Here is an 18,551-nt window from a genome sequence, read left to right as displayed (position 1 = left end):
TTACCTTCTTAAGAATGTTTTTAATAATTGTTCGGTTTCATATAAAGGTAAGCCTACAACAGAAAAATAGCTACCCGCAATGTGTGTTACAAAGCGGCCGCCTAAACCTTGGATACCGTAGCCACCGGCTTTATCTTGTGGCTCACCTGACTCCCAATAAGCATTAATTTCTTCATCTGTTAAGGTTTTAAAAGTAACATCTGTGCTTACAACACAGCTAAGCACATCATTTTGCGTCGCAAATGCAACTGCGGTAAGAACTTGATGCGTGTTACCCGATAGGCGTTTTAACGTGTGTGTAAAATCGTTTTTATCGCGAGGTTTACCCAATGACTCGTTGTCTATAACAACCACGGTATCACTACCAAGTACAGGGCGATCGGTATATCCAAGCTCTACACCGCTTTGGGCTTTCAAGCGCGCTAAACGCTCAACAAGTGCTCTAGGTTGCTCGTTTGGAAGTGGGCTTTCATCTGCATCAACACTAAACTGTGTAAATTCGACACCTAATTGGCTTAATAACTCTTTACGACGGGGAGAGGCTGATGCCAAATATACTGCGGTAGTCATTACCTGATCCTAAAATGTCTGCGATATTTACGAAGTAGTAAAAAGACCCAAAACCAGCTAACCATTCCGGTTGCTACTGGCCATAAGTACTGTGGATTAAAATAAACCCCTAACAAAAAGTGATTTAGCCAAAACTGCATTAAGTGATACAGCGTTAAAAATAAACCAATTAGTAGGCTTTGTTGCCAAAGCGAAAAGTTACGAATTTTTTGAAAGTTGCTCGCGGTTACAAAAATACATACCGAGAATGTAAGCGAGTTCACGCCCAGCGGTGAGCCAGACGCTAAATCGATTAATAAACCAACAACCCAAGCAGTACCAATATTTAAACGATGCGGTACTGCAAGTGACCAATACATAAGTACAAGTAAAACCCAGTCAGGTCTAAATGGCTCAAACGAAAATGGAAGTGGCATTAGTGCCATTATTAACGCAAAAAAGATGCTTAGCGCAATTAACAATGAATAACGGTTAATCATCGCTGATTTGCTCCTGTTGATTACGCCATAAAATAACCAGCAAACGAATGCGATCTAGTTGCGCAATAGGTTCTGCAAAAACTTGTGCAAACGGTCGCCCTTCATCACGATTTATTTCGGTTACTACTGCCACCGGGTATCCTTCAGGAAATGTCCCCCCTAAACCCGATGTAACAAGTACATCGCCAATTCGCACATCTAAACTGTGTGGAACGTGAGAGAGCTTAACGACGTTAATTTTACCTATGCCTTCAACAACCGTTCGTACATCGTTACGAAGTATACGCACAGGTGTGGCATGTGTGGTGTCGGTCATTAGTAGCACGCGTGAAGTTGTTGAACCAACCTTTGTAAGCTGCCCTACTACACCCATTTCATCAATTACAGCTTGGCCTTCACTAAGCCCGTCAGTTGTACCACGGTTAATAACAACCTGATGACTATACGGGTTTGAATGTACAGAGAGTACCTGAGCAATTATTTTACGATTTGATTGCTTTGCAGATGAGCCTAATAAGGCACGCAGTTTTTGATTTTCTCTGGCTAGAAATTGATACTGCTGAAGTTGCTCGCTTTGTAGCATTTGCTTTTTTTTCAGCGCTTCGTTTTCAGTAAGAAGTTGATCCCGCGTATGCAGGCTTTTAGCACTTAAGCTAAATAATTCGTAGGGTAAATTAGCAACATAGATTAGTGGGCTAACTAGAGTATTAAGGCTGGTACGAACAACGGTACCACCTTGCGTATATCTGTCTCCAACTATGAGTACGATACTCAAAAGCACTGCGACAAAAAGTCGCAGTTGCAAAGAGACTGTGCGTCCAAACATTAATTTCATTAGTCGTAACTAAAAACGTCACCACCATGAACATCGATCATTTCTAATGCTTTACCACCACCACGCGCAACACACGTAAGTGGATCATCAGCTACAACAACCGGAATACCCGTTTCTTCCATTAATAAACGGTCTAAATCTTTTAACAATGCACCACCGCCAGTAAGTACCATGCCGTGCGCAGAGATATCTGATGCCAGCTCTGGTGGTGATTGCTCAAGCGCAACCATTACTGCACTCACAATACCCATTAACGGCTCTTGTAAAGCTTCTAGGATTTCGTGTGAGTTAAGCGTGAATGAACGCGGAACACCTTCGGCAAGGTTACGACCACGCACTTCAATTTCGATTGGCTCATCAGTTTTGAACGCAGAGCCAATTTGATGCTTAATATTTTCAGCTGTCGCTTCACCAATTAAGCTACCAAAGTTACGACGTACATAATTAATAATAGCTTCGTCAAACTTATCGCCACCAATACGAACAGATGATGAGTAAACAACACCGTTAAGTGAAATAATAGCCACTTCAGTTGTACCACCACCAATATCAACAACCATAGAACCTGTTGCTTCTGATACTGGTAAACCTGCGCCAATAGCTGCTGCCATTGGTTCTTCAATTAAGTAAACTTCACGAGCACCAGCACCCATTGCAGATTCACGTATTGCACGTTTTTCTACTTGAGTAGCACCACACGGTACACAAATTAGTACACGCGGACTTGGGCGCATAAAGTTATTGTTATGCACTTGCTTAATGAAGTGTTGTAACATTTTTTCAGTTACATAAAAATCAGCAATTACACCGTCTTTCATTGGACGGATTGCTTTAATATTTCCCGGTGTACGGCCTAGCATTTGTTTTGCTTCTGTACCTACAGATGCAACACTTTTAGGTCCACCAGCGCGTTCTTGGCGAATAGCAACAACAGAAGGTTCGTTTAATACAATACCTTCTTCTTTTACATAAATTAGGGTATTGGCTGTACCCAAGTCGATCGATAGATCGTTAGAAAAAATACCACGGAGTTTTTTAAACATGAGGCTGGATGACCTTTGAAATACGTTCTTATATTAGCTGCCTCACTTTAACATGCTCAACTATATGAGCAATATAAAGCGCAGCGCCTTTGTGAATTTGTGAAAAAAGGAAGCAAAGCTTCCTTAATTGAGTTTATCGTTCGCGAACTAAGCGAAAACCAATGTAGTTAGATCTAAAATCAGGCGCTAAAATTAAACGCGTAGATGCACGAGCAAGGCTTGGTGCAAAGTTCCACGCTCCGCCTCTTACTGCTACATCAGACTCACCTGATTCTTTATCGGTCCATTCCCATACATTACCTACGGTATCGTATAATCCAAATGCATTTGGAGAAAAAGAACCTACTGGTGATGCACGTCTATTTGACCATTCACTACCACACCAACCACAGTTAGCTAGGTTTTTACCAATTTCGTTACCCCAAGGGTATTCTGTTTCGGTTCCTGCACGTGCTGCGTATTCCCACTCAACTTCGTTAGGTAAACGAAATTGCTGCCCTGTTTGACCCGATAACCACTCAGCGTAAGCTTTTGCATCGTTATAAGTTAAACATACAGCAGGAAAGTCACTGCCTTGCTCAAAACCAGGATTACGCCAATTTAAATTTGCTTCCCATACTGGTTCGCCATTTAAATAATACGCACATCCTTTATTTTTTTCCGCTTGAGTTTTATAACCTGTATTTGCTACAAATTTTTCGTAGGCACCTACGGTTACTTCTTTACTTTGCATAGCGAAAGAATTTGCTATTACTTTTTCAATTACTGGACGTTCATTAGCTAAACCATTGCCATTGATATCGCCCATTTTAAATTTGCCTGCAGGAATAACGACAACCGGCGTTTCAACGTTTGCATTTAATACATTAACGTTTTCACTAACCTGGCGTGTTGTTACTTCTGGTTGCTCTCGAGTATAGGTCGGTGCAGCAATCGACTTAGGCTTTTTTACCAAATTTGCATTAATTGTTTGTGCTTTATTCAAATCAACACGAACTTGATAAGGCTTATAGCCAAGTTTACGTATTTCAATGTTGTGAATACCCGGCGGTAAACGTGTGATCAAGCGTGTTGAGCCAAAGCTTACACCATCGATAAACACTTCATCGTCGTATACGTTTGATCGTAATGTTAGCTCTATTGATTGATCCTTCTTCTTATTAAGGATAGAAGGGTAATCTTTTTTCACCGATGCAGGTTTAACTGAATAATCACGTACTGGCTGCTTTTCTAAACGAGAAACCGACACCGTGTTGCTATTATCCGCGCTATTACTGAATGTTAACTGACTATCAGTAAATGTATTGTTATACGCGGGTTGATAAGCCGCGGTAAGTGGCGTGCCGTACTCAGAACAATAACGGTTATCAATGCTTAATAAGCTACATAAACGGCTACTGTTTACTTCGCCGCGCATGGTTACGCTTAAGTTAACGCTGTAGTTACCTTGGCCGCTAAATGCACTGTTAACTACATGGCTACTTAATATTTGTACTTGAGCGCCCGCCAAATTACGTTTTGGCTCAACAATGCGCTCTTCTGTTAAGTTTGCAAATATTTGATCTACAAAGCGTTTAGTTGCTTTTTGCAGCCCCATTTGCTGACCGCGTTGCTCACACGCTGCTAGCGTTTCTGTTCGCTTACAGTTAATCGTATGGTTAACTTCAAGCGTGCCTTCACGTGTAAACTCGTTACGTAAACGCTCTACTCTGGCTGTAGTTAACTGCTCTTTTAAGCTCTCTAAAGTATTTAAAAGCGTATGTTTAGCAACACGAATTTGCTCTATATCTTTACGGTGGGATGCAATTGCCGCCAACTGCATAGAAATATCATCTTTGTTTTGCTTATGATCAATCACCGCTTTTTGATAGCGTGATTGAGCCGCACTAATATTAATAGTGGGATCGTCAATTAAACGACGGTACATTTCGTTCATCGCATCGAGCGCTTGGTTTTTTTCTTTATCTAGCTCTGTAGAACGAGAACGAAGTAGCTCTAGTTGATTTTGTAACTGACTTTCTTCTTTAAGATGTTTTTCAAGTATTCTTGTCGAGTTATCGTATTCTGTCTGTTTAACACTAATCTCTGACTCAATTCCAGTTACTGTAGCTGTGTCTTGTGCAAATGCACTACTAGCTAACAAACTAGCTGAAATTAACAGAGATAAAGGAGTAATTCGCATATATTCCAGTCCCAAAAAGCGGCAATTATTTGGTCGTTATTATTTTTTATAATTAAAGCCTTATGCTATGTACTTGCAGCACAAAACACAAGCTTTGTTCAATTATTATCTTAGTTTACAACTATTCGCGTGTTTCACGCCAGTAAATAACCCGTTCATTTCCTCTAAAGCGTCCAAATTGTAAAATAGTACGAGGATCAAGCTGTGTTTCATCCCCCTGCCAATCCCACTTTAACCAATCATAAGTATTATATTCTAAGGTAAATTCACCCAAACCATTTGGCTGCGCATAAATACCATTGTTTGCCGGATACACTCCCGCCTCTAACTGGCCAGATACACCTGTTCCATATTCGTAGGCTAATTGCGGGCTGTTAGGTGATATTTGAGTGATTTGGGTATGATCAAATACACTACAGTTATCTTCTGCGTTATTTACAAATCCACTGCCGTTGTAATACTGAGCCTGCATAGGAATAAGTAAAGGGTCGAGATCGGAGCCTGCGTTATTACCAAGTACTAAACGTCCAAACCTAAACTCTATTGGTAATGTATTTAGTCGTACGCTATTACAGCCACCTGAACATGCTGTTTGTGTATTAGGTTTATCATTTGCATCAATGAGCGTTGCTCCTTCTATGTCAGAAAGCGTTGCCATTAAACTCACCATAGCAAACGGTCCATCTGCTTGCCCTACACCTAATCTTTGAAGTGTGGTGTTTATTTGGCTCATTTGCCATTGGCCGTCGCTTATATCTCCCCAGTTATTATTTCCTAGGTTTACTAAGCGGCTAGCAAAATTAGTTGCGGGTACATAGTTAGCTACTTCATTATTTTCGGCATTAATGGCTACACTGGACTTATCAAAGCCCTCTTTATAATTAGCCATTAGCTCACCATTTTGATTTAGTGCTTGTACTGTAAAGCCGAGTTCAAAAGGTTGATCAAGGTAAGTTAAATTACTGCCGTATTGCGTGCATTGTGCGGCAGCTTGAACCCCCACTACCTGAAACTGCGAAGGTGCAAAACGGCCAATGTTATATAATTCACCTTTAACATCTCCCGCGCCAAAGTAATCGGCATCTTGAAGGCCTGCTGTTAAATCAATGATGCCAACTTGGTCGTAATTATACTGCGATATAGATTCACTCAAACTACCAGTGTCACTAAAGGCAACAGTGCTCATCGCTTCAAGCGTACCTTGAATGCCTGGCGTAGGCGCTTTAAGTAATGCCTCTACAAGTGGTTGCTCTATAATAAAGTGCTTAGCAATGGTGTTATTTATTATATTGCTGTAGTTATCTGGGTAACCATCGTTGTTAGTGTCTTGCCCTGTTTGCCATTGCACCGCATTCATTTTTAAATCGAATGCTTCGCCAGTTAATCTAAATAAACTTCCATCAGCGTCTGCTGCATAACCATCACTTGCAATTTCCATCGCTAACCCAAATGGCTTTACAACATACTCATTTGAACTCCCCGTTAGATTTACTGATAAATTAGTGACTGGGTCTAAAATTAAATTGGTATTTACATTTAAACTCAATTTTCCTGCATCGAGATAATTTATAACAATCGGGGCTTTAGACTCACTATCAAAGTTTAGCGTGAACGATTTAGCTGCTTGCTCGACCGCAAAGGTATTATTGTTGTTACTAAGTGAAACCGTATCAGAGCAACTTGCACCCGCACTGCATGTATAGGATAAATCTAAGCTTACATCGCCACCTGCAGGAAATGCAGCTTCGCATACGCCCGTAGTGGTATTTGTTTTTACCGCTTGAATAGATAGCGCTTTTGCATTAAATCCAGTATTTGAAGGCTTTGCTGATAACTGAGTAGGAATTGTAGTATTTCCATCTGTATCATTATTAAAAATAAATCCAGCATCAGAAAACGTAACTTTACAGCCGCTCAAACCAACATTATTACCACCGATGTAACAACGAAGAGGTGCCGAAGGATCTGCAGTGTTATACCCAAATGTGACGCTACCAGTTGTACGTTTGGCAAACTCAACAGTTGTTGAGCCTGTAAAATTAATATTCTCCCCCATAACCCAACTTTGTTGTCCACTATTATCTGGAGAAAGGTTTAAACTAGACGGCTCAGCAAATAGTAAATCGCAGGCGTCATTTGCGCAGGCTGTGAGTGTCATCTCTTTAGCTTCACACGTTAGACCTTTGTTATCGCTGATTGTTAAACGATAATGATCTAGGGTTTCTGGTGTATAAATACCACAAAAACCAGGGATACTCTCTGGTACTGGTAGAGCGTCAAACGTTGAGCTCCCTTCGGTAATAATTTGAGTAGCCGATGTAATTGCCCCCTGATACGTTACATTTTGTGCGATTCTTACCTCACCAGTGGCAACAATATAGGCCGCAATATTGGCATCGGCTGCAATAGCAACCGCACCATCCACATAAATAGCCAAGTACGCGCCAGTTTCGACCACTATATTTGTTTTACCTATATTCAAAAATGAAGTTGATAGAAGTGAGGTTGTGTCTTTTAAAAAAATACGTGTAGGCGCTGTCACTCTGTATTGTGTTTCCAGCATACTTAACTGCAACTCATCGTAATAATACATTCATTTTGCTGCTTTGCATTGTGAGTGTTATTGGGTAATCAATAAAATCAGCCACAATATTTTCAGGGGCTATATCAACTAAATCTTTTGTAGTCCAAGGGAGTGACTGAATTATTTCTTCATCGCTGAGATTTGGTTTATCCATTTGCACTATTTGATAAAAATAGTGCGGTATAACTAAATTAACGGCACAAATATCAGTAGAAACCTCATTTGTACAAGCAACAATTGCAGCGGTATAATCAGTTTGCTCAGACACATTAACACTGTGAGAACTGTGAACCATCCATCGGTCGCTTTGTTTTTTTAAACATACTGCGTTAACAGTATCTGCGTAAGTTGTAACACCAATAGCTGTATTTGGATCTAAACTACGATTTAACCACGAAAACAGCTTTTCTTTCATATAGCTACTAATGTTAATTATGTATGAAATAAGTGTCGTACATTTTAACTACTTTGCCAAATTGAAAACCAATAAAATGCATGAAACATTCAAAATAGATGAAAATAACCAAATACAACAAATAGATAGCTCGTTTCTAAAAAAGAGAAATATTTATTTAGGTATAAAACGTGATGATTTGCTTCATCCGTTAATAAGTGGCAATAAATGGCGTAAATTAAAATATAATTTAGCGTACATGCAAAAGATAAATAAGACAGAACTTCTGACTTTTGGTGGTGCATTTTCAAACCATATTCACGCCTGCGCAGCTGCGGGAAAAGAATTTAATATAAAAACTCACGCGATTATCCGCGGACCAGAACTTGATAACAACAATCCAACAATTCAGTTTGCAAAACATTGTGGTATGAACCTACATGTTGTTAATCGTATAGAATATCGAAAACGTCACGACACCGAATACCTTAATGCTCTGCAAGAGCGTTTTCCAAACGCTTATATCATCCCTGAAGGTGGTACAAATGAACATGCTTTATTAGGGTGTAAAGAATTAGTACAAAGCTTACCCGAACATAGCTACTTAGTTTGTCCTACAGGTAGTGGTGGCACGCTTGCTGGACTAATAGAAGGCAGTGCTTCAACAACACAAGTTATTGGTATAGCGGTATTAAAACAAGCTGAATATTTAAATGAAGAAATAAAAAAGCTGAGCGCTAAAGCTAATAACCAAACTAACTGGCAATTACTCACAGAGTTTCATGATGGGGGTTATGGTAAGTTTTCACCTGAGTTATGGCAGTTTTGCCAAGATATGAGTCACACTTATAATCTGCCACTTGAGCCTATTTATAGCGGAAAAATGATGTATGCATTGTGGCAGCTTATTGAGCAAGATTATTTCCCATCTGGGAGTAAAATTATTGCTGTTCATACCGGCGGGCTTCAAGGATTAAATGGGCTTAAATATAGAGGGTTAATCTAGATCTTAATTAAATACCGCTTGCGTAAACTCTTGAAGCGGCTCTGAAAAGTAAAAACCTTGAGCTCCTACCACTCCCAATTTGGTAAGCGTAAGTAGCTCTTTTTGAGTCTCTACGCCCACCGCGTATACGGGTAGATTTAAAAGACTAGCGGCTTCGACTATCCTTTTTATTTTCTTTTGATTTTGAGTTTTTTCATCTAATAAATGAACCAGTTCGTATGATAACTTAAGCCCACATACTTGGTTATAATCAACTAGCATGGCTACTTTCTCACTGCTTTTTACATTATCAATCACAATGTGTGAATGCCCTTTTTTAATAACATTAAGTGCATTAGTTATCGACTCTCTGTGAGTAAAAAATTCTGCCTCACTTATTTCAAATTGTAATTTAGTATTTAACTTAAGCTCTGCCATTTGATTGGCTAACCACTCCCAAAATACAGTATTAAACCAGTTTTTAGGGTGTAAATTTACACTAACTGTTAAAGCCGAAGACTCACTGAGCATTAGCTTTTTGACTTGTGTTATTACAGCTTTATCTAATATTAAAGCGTCTTGATCACTATAAACCTGCTTAATAAAATAACGAGCGGCCAGTAAACCAAGGTGGCTATGCCTAACCCGAATAAGAGCTTCATGCTGCAGGATATCTCCACTAGAGAGTTCAAATACAGGCTGAAAGAATAATATAAATTTATTCTTTTTAATGTTTTCTATAACCTGTTTGCTAGAGAGGTGTTTTTCTTGGCTGTGATTTAACGTTAAACGGTGGCAATGCTGCAATAGGCTGCTTTGTGATAGCGCGAGTGCTGATTTTGCTAGCTTATAAACCGCCACTTGATCAGCGCCTAATTGATAATCACACGCACCTATTTTAATATTTTTATGAGTAATATTTTTTTGATGATTTTGACATATTAAAAATACATTTTTATGGAGCTTTTCAACGTAGCTATTCAACTCGCTAATAGAAATGTTTGGTAAGGTAACCGCTAAGTAATTAGAGTTTAGTATTTTTACCGACACATCCTTAAGTTCGGCTAATTTTTTAGTAATTAAGACTTTAAAATTGGCTTCTATATCCGTTTTTTTATCAAAGCTACAATCACACTCAATAAGTAAAAATAAGTTATGTGATGCAGTATTAACTCCATACAAAGAACTTAAATCACATTTTTTTGCCTGTTCGATTAGTTGAGTATTTTTATGCCTTTGTTGAATAATTTTAGTCGGCTGTATAACTGTATTTTTAAGCATTACTTTACGGTTTACTTTTAACAGGCTCCACCAGCGATAAGACCAATTAGCAGCGCCTAATATAATCAGATTTAAAAATATAAATAAGTAGCTTTGTGTTACCCACACTGGATAGTGATAAAGGCTCAAACTTAACGTTTTAAAAGTAAAAACTTCGCGTTCTAAATTTACTAAGTTCCTAAAGTGATCTGAAGAATTTTGCACCCCCAGCTTAAAGCCTTCATTTTTAGCTAATGCGACCAACACTTCATTATTTATAGAGGGGGATAAATTTAATTCGTAAACACGCTTAACAAACTGCTGCCCAGAAACATGTGCTTTTTGATGTAATGCATCATTTAAAATGAAATTAAAACTAATAAGTATCACCAGCAACAGAACAAAAGAGATACCTTTGAAGTACTTTAAAAGCCAGAGTTTACTCTTTTGCATAGCCTGCCACTCGTTATATTAATAGCTAAAGTGTTGTTCAATATCTATAGAAGCACAAGGTTGCAAACAAAGTTTAAACTTTTATTAATAGCACTAAACAAAAAACACTCAAATAAACGAGAGCTTACAAAAATAAACAGCTATGCCCTTTATTCTGTAAATAGATGAAAGCCATCGACAAAGCATTAAATCTCGTAACTCTTGTACTTTAGGGTGTGATTCATCTTCACTATCAGTTTGAGGTAAACCTTCAGGATTAAAAATTTTAACCTCAGCACCAAAATACGTTAATAAACGTGCACTCTCCTCTATTACCAACTTGCTATAAGAACGCGCTCTTAATGATCCATATAACAATAAAATTTTAGGTTTGTGCTCAGAAAAACTAACATTAAAATTTTTAGTGTATGGAACAACACTGTGTGTTTTATTTGTATTTGGTAACCCATTAACTTCTAACATTTATAACTCAACCTTTGCCAAGTGAATATACGAAAAATCGAATATATGAAATTTCACATACAAACACGTTAGTCAAATTCTATTTTATAAATTTTTTAAGTTATTAAAAAATCGGCTCAAGCCAATGGAAGGGATTACGGTAGGTATTTGATAAAAATATTAAATTATATGTATAGCGCAACTATTTATTTAAACAGCGAATTATAGTTTCACGTAGTTTTTGTGTTTTAATGGGTTTTGCAACATGAGCATTCATGCCAATAGATAAGTATCGTGTAATATCATCTTTCATAACATTAGCTGTTAAGGCAATTATTGGAATATTTGCGATAGTTTCATCACTATCATTACGAATAATTTGAGTCGCCTCAACACCGTCCATGATAGGCGTATGAATATCCATTAAAATTATATCAAACGACTCTAATTTTACTGTTTGGATGCACTCTAATCCATTATCAACTAAGTAAACCTGAGCGCCGCTATTTTCTAGTATGTTGGTAACTATTAGTCGATTGATTGAATTATCTTCCACAACTAATACTCTAATACCCGCCAGCGACTGTTCACTCACAGTATTTACTTTAGGCACTTCATTAAAAAAACCTAACACTCTACTGCTCACCTCCTTATACAAGACACTCGAATAAACAGGTTTTTGCAAAATTGTGTTTATATTTATTTTGTTAGCCACATCATTAAGTAAAACCTCATGATCCCTTGTAAGTACAATTATATTATTGCAAAGCTGGGGATTAATATTATAAATACGCGTTAAAAATGTTTCACTACTCATCGCTGGCATTATCCAATCGACAATAATGACTTTAAATTTTTCTTTATTCTGTTCAATAATATCAATAGCTTGCTTAGCAGACGAGCACGCAGTACATACTAAACCCATAGCTGTAAGCTGATTTTCAATTACTTTAAGGTCATCTTCATTATCATCTATAATTAATACATCAAACGGATCAGTAAAGATTAGGTTAGCCGTATCATCAATCAACGCTTGGTTGTTCAATTTAACTTCCACCGAAGCAACAAACTCACTACCCACACCTTGAGTGCTGTGTACCGTTATATCACCACCCATCAATTGGCATAAACGCTTACTAATTGTTAAACCTAACCCTGTACCACCAAACTTCCTAGTTGTAGAACTATCTGCCTGAGTAAATGATTCAAATAAATTGCTAAGATTATCCTCAGCGATGCCAATACCTGAGTCTTTAACTGTAAAATATAAGCAAACACTTTGCGGATCGTCTAATAACTTTCTTGACTCAATTAAAACCGATACAGTGCCGTGAGGGGTGAATTTAATTGCGTTAGAGCATAAATTTAACAGCACCTGATTTATTCGCACTACATCGCCGATTAAGTCCAGTTTAACTGCCTCATCAATGCTAATATCAAATGTGACCCCTTTACTTTGGGCCAATTCATTGAAGGTTGCTTTGATATAATCAACAACCGAATTTACGGAAAAAGGAAATTCTTCAAGGTTAACATTTCCAGACTCAATTTTTGAAAAGTTTAAAATATCGTTAATAACCACCAGGAGTTGATCTGAGGAATATTTAATTTTATCTAAATAATGCTCATACTCATCAGGTAAACCTTTTTCGAGCAAAATATTAGTCAAACCAATAATCCCACTCATAGGGGTTCTAATCTCATGACTCATATTTGCTAAAAACTCAGACTTAGCGGATGTCAGATGCTCTGCTTCCTCCTTGGCGTGCAAAAGCTCTTCAGTGCGCTCTTCAACGCGCGACTCTAATCTTTGCTTTTCTTCATCAAGCTCTTTTAAAAGTTGAATGCGGCGTTGGTTTAAAAACAAAAACTAAAAAACTGCTAAGAATAAAAATAATTGCAGTAGCGCTGTAAATTAATATTTTATTTTTCTCAAAGTAAGTTGGCTCGTAATAAGAGATAATTGACTCTTCTGGCAAGCTCTGCGAAGCAATATTAAACTTACTTAATTGTCGCCAATCATATGAGTATGTACTAAGCCCTTCACCACTAATTTCATTTAACGCTTTATTTTCATTATAAAAAACTATTGAATCGGCAATACGTTTACCTATTTTTTTCACCCGACAAAACATACCCACCAACAACACCTGAGCCTAATAGTACTTCCCAATAGCTAAACACTGGCGCCGGACTTTCTTCAGTTAATCGCTCTACTAGCTGATAAGGACTAAGTGATTTATTATCGAAACGCCTAAAAATGGGGGTTAATAAAATAATTGAATCTGCTGGGGCATTTCTTACTCTGGTGAGTAATTCTGGTAATGGAAGATCAAACCACTTTTCTACATTTAAATACGAAAAATCACGGTTAATAACCGAAAATAGTCCTCGATGAAAGCTCATACCAATATCGTTTTTTGTATCTAAAATCACGATCAATTTTTTAGGCTTCATTAAATTAACAGCATTTGCTGTTGCTTGCGCATAATCTAATTTAGCTTGGATCACAGCTCCGCTAGTCTTTTTTGGTAGATTAAACTGGGTGCCTGGCTCTAAGTATATTCGTGGAGCATTTATAAAAAAATCATCTAATTGAGATAGTAACGTCGCTGCAGATGGCGACTGAGTAACGATGATATCGATGTGCTTATTTTTATATTTTTGTTTGAGGTAGTCTTTCATTAACTGTTTTTGATTAACTTCATCAAAGCGATTTACATCCATATTTTCGAAAAATAGTTCATAACTAAAAGAACGTTTTGTAAGCTCTGTACGCAGTCCAAGCTCAACACTTTTATACCAAGGCATATCTTGATTTGTTGAATTTATAAATAAAATATGAGTAACGTCTGAAGGAGGTTGAGCGTGTGAACTAGGGCTCAAGAATTGAAAAACAAGAAATAAAAATAAGATATTAGTTTTCATGTTTCTCATTGTGTAATCAGGGGAAAGTAGTTTAATGGTAAGTGTTAACGATATATATCAATTAAATACAAGATAAAATTTACTGTAATTTAACATTACCAACAATACTATTTCACTTTACAGCCTAATGAGGTCTAATATTGATAGTTTTTTGATTATCATCACAGCGCAATACGCATAAAAAACCCAGTAATGACACTGGGTTATGGTATGCTTAGATCTCTATTCTTACACTCTTAGTTTAACTGTGGTTAAAATGGTAATAACCAATAAAATGCCAATATTAACTGCGAGTGAGTGAGTGAATCACTTAAATTATAAACCTCAAAGCAACACTCACCTAAAATTTAATTATACAGTTATTATGTCATTGTATAGTTAAAACCAAAAAATAGCTATCTATACGATTAAATAATACAAATTTGAACATCATTTTGTGCAATTAGTTTAGCTTCATAATTTTATGAATGCTATTCCGTAAGACCAAATCAATGGCTGGTACTGGTTCATTAATTATAGACCTGCATTTCAGATTATATTTACGTTCGAAACCCAAATGCATTCGATAAAGCTTAGTAGCTTTCACTTTAATTGAACGGCTTTTGTTGCAAGCTTACTTTTGGAAGTTCTGTTTGATTACCTAAGTCATAGCTATTCAAGTTCAAAGTAGAACTAAAATATTTACCATTTGACTGAAACATAATAAACAACTCATTCTCTGATAAAACTTGACTATCAATTACTTGTTCAATGTTGGTTAGTATTTCTTTGTAGCCTGAACCGTCAGGCTTTGATATGGCTATGGTTATTTTATCACTCGGAGTTAAGCGGTTGTCATTATTTGAATCTAGTTTAACTAGAGTGTAAAGGATAGCTAAAACAGGTTTTTTGAGGTTAAAGTCATCGCCAATACGCAAGTGACTTGCTTCCTCAATAAGGTAATTTGTATGTTCAAAAAGCCATTTTTTTGAATTAGTTCGGGTATCAATGAATAGGTAATTTCTAGTTGAATTCGAAGATTTACTAAAATAACCACGATCAAAACTTTGATCAGAATTCAGCGGAACTATTAGGATATTTTGATCCGTCAAGCTGATAAAACGACCAACCATCCAGTTTTCTTTTACCGCGCTATTTTCTTCGACGTTAACTATATTTTGGGTGTTGCGGTCCCTCGTAGTTTCTTTAAAAATCTGATACATACCGAATAAGAGAACGCAAATTGCTAGGACTCCTGCAACTGAGATAAGCAAACCATTAAAACGCCAGACTAATTTAAAGAATTTATTTTCTTCCATGTACGATATCCTATAGGCTTAAGCAGCCTTAAAATGTTAATTTTACTAGTGCTTTGACGGAAAGTCAGAGAGTAAAATTCCCGCTTACCGTGCTTGTTGGGTGCTGCACGCTAGTGCATTGTTTACTTAAACCTTGGTCCGCAAAATTGACATAATCCGCGTTCATCAAGCTCCATCACTGGAAACATATTCTCAAAATTAACTTTTGGAATATCATCCGGCGTTTTAGTATCTCTACCATATTGACCGCAAGCAGCACACTGTCTTATCCATTTCCGTGTTCTTGGGTCATCCAAGAACCATTTTTGAGTTTTAGTTTCACTTCTCATCTACACCCCCAAAATATATTCACATATACAATTGAAGTAATTTGCCATGTAAACAACAATTTAAAAATTTATTGCGTACATTCACCACTGAACATTATCATAAAAGCACATATTCAGTCATTCTTTGAACTTTTCAACAAATCAAACAAATAACTCCTTCTACTGTGCACGGTACTCTGCAATATGGTTGTTGCTTCAAAGTCGGCTCTACTTCCTACAATATGTATTTCATGCTCTGCTCGTGTAATTGCGGTATATAACCAAGACCTATCAACAATGCGGCTATTTTGGAGTGCCACAATGATTCTTGGGAACTGCGACCCCTGCGCCTTGTGCAAGGTAATACAATATCCAAGCTTCATACAATCAAGAACGTCTTGAGTTATTTTAATCTCAGAACCAGTGTCTAGAGTTACGACACCATAGTGAGTATTAGTTGGCTTAACACTACTAAGTGTTCCAAGTGAGCCGTTTTGAATGCCTTTATCATAATTGTTTTGGGTAAATAATATAGCATCGTTAAGCCGTAAGTTTTGATAAAACAGCTCTCCGTTCATCTCAAATTGTAGCACTGATCCATCTGGATTATGCTGTGTTTGAGTCAACCTGTTTATGTCAGCTACCATTTTTTTGGTTGCCGCTAGAATACGGCTGTTTGAGGCGGATTGCTGGTATAGCTTAGAGCATACATTGGCAATATCACTTGCCGCAGTTTCATGAAAGTAGATGTTACCTATGCTTAAGTACGCTGGTATCAGCCCTTTGTTTATCTGCTTTGAATATTCGGGAATACCAGTAGCACCCTCTTGTCGTTTAACAATATCCAATGTTGTATTCACTATTAATTTTGATTCAACAATGTCAGCCAAAACTTTACCGCAGCCGATTGGCGGGAGTTGGTCGGGGTCGCCTGTCAATATTATTCTGACGGATGGATGAAGTTTAGTAACTAAGCGATACATGGTTGGTAAATCTACCATTGAGGCCTCATCAATCACTAAAACATGGAGGCTTTGTTCCGACGAAGGCGAAATAGGCTCATTTCTTAAAAGCCGGGCTATTGTCATGGTTTCGAATCCAATAGACTCGTGCAGTCGTTGCGCCGCCCTGCCCGAGAGAGCAACTGCGTGAATCATAAACCCTAAATTAAAATACGCCCTAAGCGTCGTTCTCAATACTGTTGTTTTGCCTGTTCCTGCTCCACCTGTAATGCAACTAACGGCATTATCAAGTGATGCCAAAACTGCTTGCACTTGCTTTTTAGTTAAATCGTATGGCAACTCTTTAGTAGCATATTGATATGCTGCTTCGGCACTTTCGTCATACAAGTCTTTTTGTTTTACTAGTTTTAACAAACGCTTAAAAACAACTGTCTCCATCAGAAATTGAGCAGTTGGATGGAAGTTGCCCTGTTCTTTGTTTAAAACATACTGAGCTTTATTGTAGCCCACCAGAAATGCTTGTGAAACTAGCTCTTTTTCATTTAATAGCTTCTTTAAGTGGGGAGTAATGTGTTCTCGATTGGCGTAGGTGTTACCTTTTCCTACCTCATTATGAATTGAAATCTCAAGTGCTGAACTTAATCGTCTGTGATCATCTTTTGTGATTCCAAACTTTGACTGTGCTAAAGCATCGACTTTGTTGAACGCCATACCAAAGCTAATTAAAAGGTATGGGTTAGCTTTAATCGCATCTATCGAATTCTCTTGATGATACTTGAATAATCGCTCTTGCACTTTTGCAGGTATACCATGCTCTGACATCCAACCATAATGGCTAAGGTTTTTGTATTTAGCATAGCCCTTATATAGCGCATCAATAGAATCGCTGCTAAGAAGCCCTTCTAGGCGTTTGCGTGATTCTTCGCTATCAGTTCTCAGTGTTGAATGAAAAGACTTGCCTAATGCCCTCCAAAGCTCTCTAGCTTTTACTTCACCTATCCCTTTGAAGTCTGATCCTTTAGCAATAAAATTTATGAGTGCTGCTCCGCTCTCTGGCAATGTGCAAAATATTGCGCGAGGTGAATCATATACATGCTGTTGCATTACATAATCACCCTCTGCTATTTCCTGTATCGAACGAATACCTTTTACTATCCAATTTTGGCCTATTGTCGGTTCTAAAGGCTTTTGAGATGAAGAATCAATAGGCAAAACAGCAAGCTCTGTCTTGACAGAAACATAATATTTACCATTGTTGACTTTGAAAGAATCACGATCGATGGGTACGCCAACAAATATAACGTATTTGCTGCTAAGAAACTTAATGCTCGTAATGCGCACTGTTTCAGTAAAAAGTTTCCCATCATCAACAGCTTTATTCATCGTGACATCAAGCCCATTTCAAATAGTGTTTCACTAAGTTCTTGGAAGTTTTCGTGTTGTTGTTTTAACTCACTTAGCTGGGCTTTTAATTCGATGTTCTCTTGCTCTAATTGGGATAACCTCAAGGAGTCGTTTAATTTTCGACTAGCTGTTTGATCGTATTGTTTTGGCGTACTGACCGATTTTTGTGCAGCAAGCGTTAGTGGCGGAAGAATTTGTCTTTTCCGTAGTATATCCTCAAGTTCCACCAATGCATTTTTGAGTTCTGGATTTTGATTTAAGGCAGATTTTCCGCACCCAACAGCTTTAGCTATTTCGCCACGATTTAACTGCCCTCTAAAAATAATTTGTTTGAAATCTTCATCGGTTTGAGTTGCCACCCATGTCTGAAAACTATTGAGGTTTTGCTTAGCTTTTTGTTGTCCATTGGCCATTATTCACCTCCA

At 37.6% G+C, this 18,551-nt stretch carries 16 protein-coding genes and 1 pseudogene; 1 reads left to right on the top strand and 16 read right to left on the bottom strand.

Annotation, left to right across the window (positions count from 1 at the left end; translation table 11 throughout):
- The 7 genes from GQR53_RS03465 to GQR53_RS03440 form a co-directional block, all read right to left on the bottom strand.
- A complete protein-coding gene (locus GQR53_RS03465; protein ID WP_002958404.1) occupies positions 1-570 on the bottom strand; it encodes a Maf family protein in 570 nt (189 codons plus the stop codon).
- Positions 570-1,049 carry a rod shape-determining protein MreD gene (gene mreD, locus GQR53_RS03460; RefSeq protein WP_002958403.1) on the bottom strand — a complete coding sequence of 160 codons (480 nt, stop codon included), beginning with the start codon at positions 1,047-1,049 and terminating at the stop codon, positions 570-572. Before mreD ends, GQR53_RS03465 begins: the two co-directional genes overlap by 1 nt.
- Positions 1,042-1,884 carry a rod shape-determining protein MreC gene (gene mreC, locus GQR53_RS03455; RefSeq protein ID WP_173400216.1) on the bottom strand — a complete coding sequence of 281 codons (843 nt, stop codon included), beginning with the start codon at positions 1,882-1,884 and terminating at the stop codon, positions 1,042-1,044. Before mreC ends, mreD begins: the two co-directional genes overlap by 8 nt.
- Entirely contained in the window at positions 1,884-2,927 is a 1,044-nt protein-coding gene (locus GQR53_RS03450) for a rod shape-determining protein (protein WP_002958401.1), read from the bottom strand. Before GQR53_RS03450 ends, mreC begins: the two co-directional genes overlap by 1 nt.
- A 133-nt stretch (positions 2,928-3,060) precedes the next feature.
- Entirely contained in the window at positions 3,061-5,109 is a 2,049-nt protein-coding gene (locus tag GQR53_RS03445; protein ID WP_165742881.1) for a formylglycine-generating enzyme family protein, read from the bottom strand.
- Positions 5,110-5,230: 121 nt separating this feature from the next.
- The gene (locus GQR53_RS20650) at positions 5,231-7,702 is read right to left on the bottom strand and encodes a DUF6701 domain-containing protein (protein ID WP_240917439.1); all 2,472 of its coding nucleotides are present in this window, start codon (positions 7,700-7,702) and stop codon (positions 5,231-5,233) included.
- On the bottom strand, positions 7,686-8,108 hold the full coding sequence (locus GQR53_RS03440) for a hypothetical protein (protein WP_206013146.1): 423 nt from the start codon (positions 8,106-8,108) through the stop codon (positions 7,686-7,688). The genes GQR53_RS20650 and GQR53_RS03440 overlap by 17 nt, the downstream gene beginning before the upstream one ends.
- Positions 8,109-8,184: 76 nt before the next feature.
- On the opposite strand from GQR53_RS03440, the gene GQR53_RS03435 reads away from it, so the two are divergent.
- Positions 8,185-9,093, top strand: a complete 909-nt coding sequence (locus tag GQR53_RS03435; RefSeq protein WP_165742880.1) for a pyridoxal-phosphate dependent enzyme — start codon at positions 8,185-8,187, stop codon at positions 9,091-9,093.
- Between the two features lie 3 nt (positions 9,094-9,096).
- Here GQR53_RS03435 and GQR53_RS03430 read toward each other — a convergent pair whose 3' ends face one another.
- From GQR53_RS03430 to GQR53_RS03400, 9 genes and pseudogenes are all read right to left on the bottom strand, one after another.
- Positions 9,097-10,785 (bottom strand): EAL domain-containing protein, encoded by a 1,689-nt coding sequence (locus tag GQR53_RS03430; RefSeq protein ID WP_165742879.1) that lies wholly within the window; start codon positions 10,783-10,785, stop codon positions 9,097-9,099.
- Between the two features lie 180 nt (positions 10,786-10,965).
- Positions 10,966-11,247 (bottom strand): annotated as a pseudogene (locus GQR53_RS03425) (NAD(P)H-dependent oxidoreductase); the annotation flags it as partial.
- 181 nt (positions 11,248-11,428) lie between these two features.
- Entirely contained in the window at positions 11,429-13,093 is a 1,665-nt protein-coding gene (locus GQR53_RS20765) for a response regulator (protein ID WP_240917438.1), read from the bottom strand.
- On the bottom strand, positions 13,050-13,349 hold the full coding sequence (locus GQR53_RS20760; protein ID WP_240917437.1) for a hypothetical protein: 300 nt from the start codon (positions 13,347-13,349) through the stop codon (positions 13,050-13,052). The genes GQR53_RS20765 and GQR53_RS20760 overlap by 44 nt, the downstream gene beginning before the upstream one ends.
- Complete coding sequence (locus GQR53_RS20755; RefSeq protein ID WP_240917436.1) at positions 13,333-14,154, bottom strand: diguanylate cyclase; 822 nt, start codon at positions 14,152-14,154, stop codon at positions 13,333-13,335. Before GQR53_RS20755 ends, GQR53_RS20760 begins: the two co-directional genes overlap by 17 nt.
- 587 nt (positions 14,155-14,741) lie before the next feature.
- On the bottom strand, positions 14,742-15,452 hold the full coding sequence (locus GQR53_RS03415) for a hypothetical protein (RefSeq protein ID WP_165742878.1): 711 nt from the start codon (positions 15,450-15,452) through the stop codon (positions 14,742-14,744).
- 122 nt (positions 15,453-15,574) lie between these two features.
- Entirely contained in the window at positions 15,575-15,781 is a 207-nt protein-coding gene (locus GQR53_RS03410) for a hypothetical protein (protein ID WP_165742877.1), read from the bottom strand.
- 113 nt (positions 15,782-15,894) lie between these two features.
- Positions 15,895-18,105: an AAA family ATPase gene (locus GQR53_RS03405; RefSeq protein ID WP_165742876.1), complete on the bottom strand. Its 2,211-nt coding sequence runs from the start codon at positions 18,103-18,105 to the stop codon at positions 15,895-15,897.
- Positions 18,102-18,539, bottom strand: coding sequence for a VPA1267 family protein (locus GQR53_RS03400; RefSeq protein WP_165742875.1), 438 nt, complete (start codon positions 18,537-18,539; stop codon positions 18,102-18,104). The genes GQR53_RS03405 and GQR53_RS03400 overlap by 4 nt, the downstream gene beginning before the upstream one ends.
- Positions 18,540-18,551: the final 12 nt, after the last annotated feature.

Source organism: Pseudoalteromonas sp. Z9A6 (genome assembly GCF_011378805.1).
GTDB classification, from domain to species: Bacteria; Pseudomonadota; Gammaproteobacteria; order Enterobacterales; family Alteromonadaceae; genus Pseudoalteromonas; species Pseudoalteromonas distincta.
Note: the sequence above shows the minus strand (reverse complement) of the source record. Positions and strands in the feature narration are given on the sequence as shown.

Coding starts and splice junctions, on each gene's coding strand:
- GQR53_RS03465 (WP_002958404.1), bottom strand. CDS start 570: ATGACTACCGCAGTATATTTGGCATCAGCCTCTCCCCGTCGTAAAGAG.
- mreD (WP_002958403.1), bottom strand. CDS start 1,049: ATGATTAACCGTTATTCATTGTTAATTGCGCTAAGCATCTTTTTTGCG.
- mreC (WP_173400216.1), bottom strand. CDS start 1,884: ATGAAATTAATGTTTGGACGCACAGTCTCTTTGCAACTGCGACTTTTT.
- GQR53_RS03450 (WP_002958401.1), bottom strand. CDS start 2,927: ATGTTTAAAAAACTCCGTGGTATTTTTTCTAACGATCTATCGATCGAC.
- GQR53_RS03445 (WP_165742881.1), bottom strand. CDS start 5,109: ATGCGAATTACTCCTTTATCTCTGTTAATTTCAGCTAGTTTGTTAGCT.
- GQR53_RS20650 (WP_240917439.1), bottom strand. CDS start 7,702: ATGTATTATTACGATGAGTTGCAGTTAAGTATGCTGGAAACACAATAC.
- GQR53_RS03440 (WP_206013146.1), bottom strand. CDS start 8,108: ATGAAAGAAAAGCTGTTTTCGTGGTTAAATCGTAGTTTAGATCCAAAT.
- GQR53_RS03435 (WP_165742880.1), top strand. CDS start 8,185: ATGCATGAAACATTCAAAATAGATGAAAATAACCAAATACAACAAATA.
- GQR53_RS03430 (WP_165742879.1), bottom strand. CDS start 10,785: ATGCAAAAGAGTAAACTCTGGCTTTTAAAGTACTTCAAAGGTATCTCT.
- GQR53_RS20755 (WP_240917436.1), bottom strand. CDS start 14,154: ATGAAAACTAATATCTTATTTTTATTTCTTGTTTTTCAATTCTTGAGC.
- GQR53_RS03415 (WP_165742878.1), bottom strand. CDS start 15,452: ATGGAAGAAAATAAATTCTTTAAATTAGTCTGGCGTTTTAATGGTTTG.
- GQR53_RS03410 (WP_165742877.1), bottom strand. CDS start 15,781: ATGAGAAGTGAAACTAAAACTCAAAAATGGTTCTTGGATGACCCAAGA.
- GQR53_RS03405 (WP_165742876.1), bottom strand. CDS start 18,105: ATGAATAAAGCTGTTGATGATGGGAAACTTTTTACTGAAACAGTGCGC.
- GQR53_RS03400 (WP_165742875.1), bottom strand. CDS start 18,539: ATGGCCAATGGACAACAAAAAGCTAAGCAAAACCTCAATAGTTTTCAG.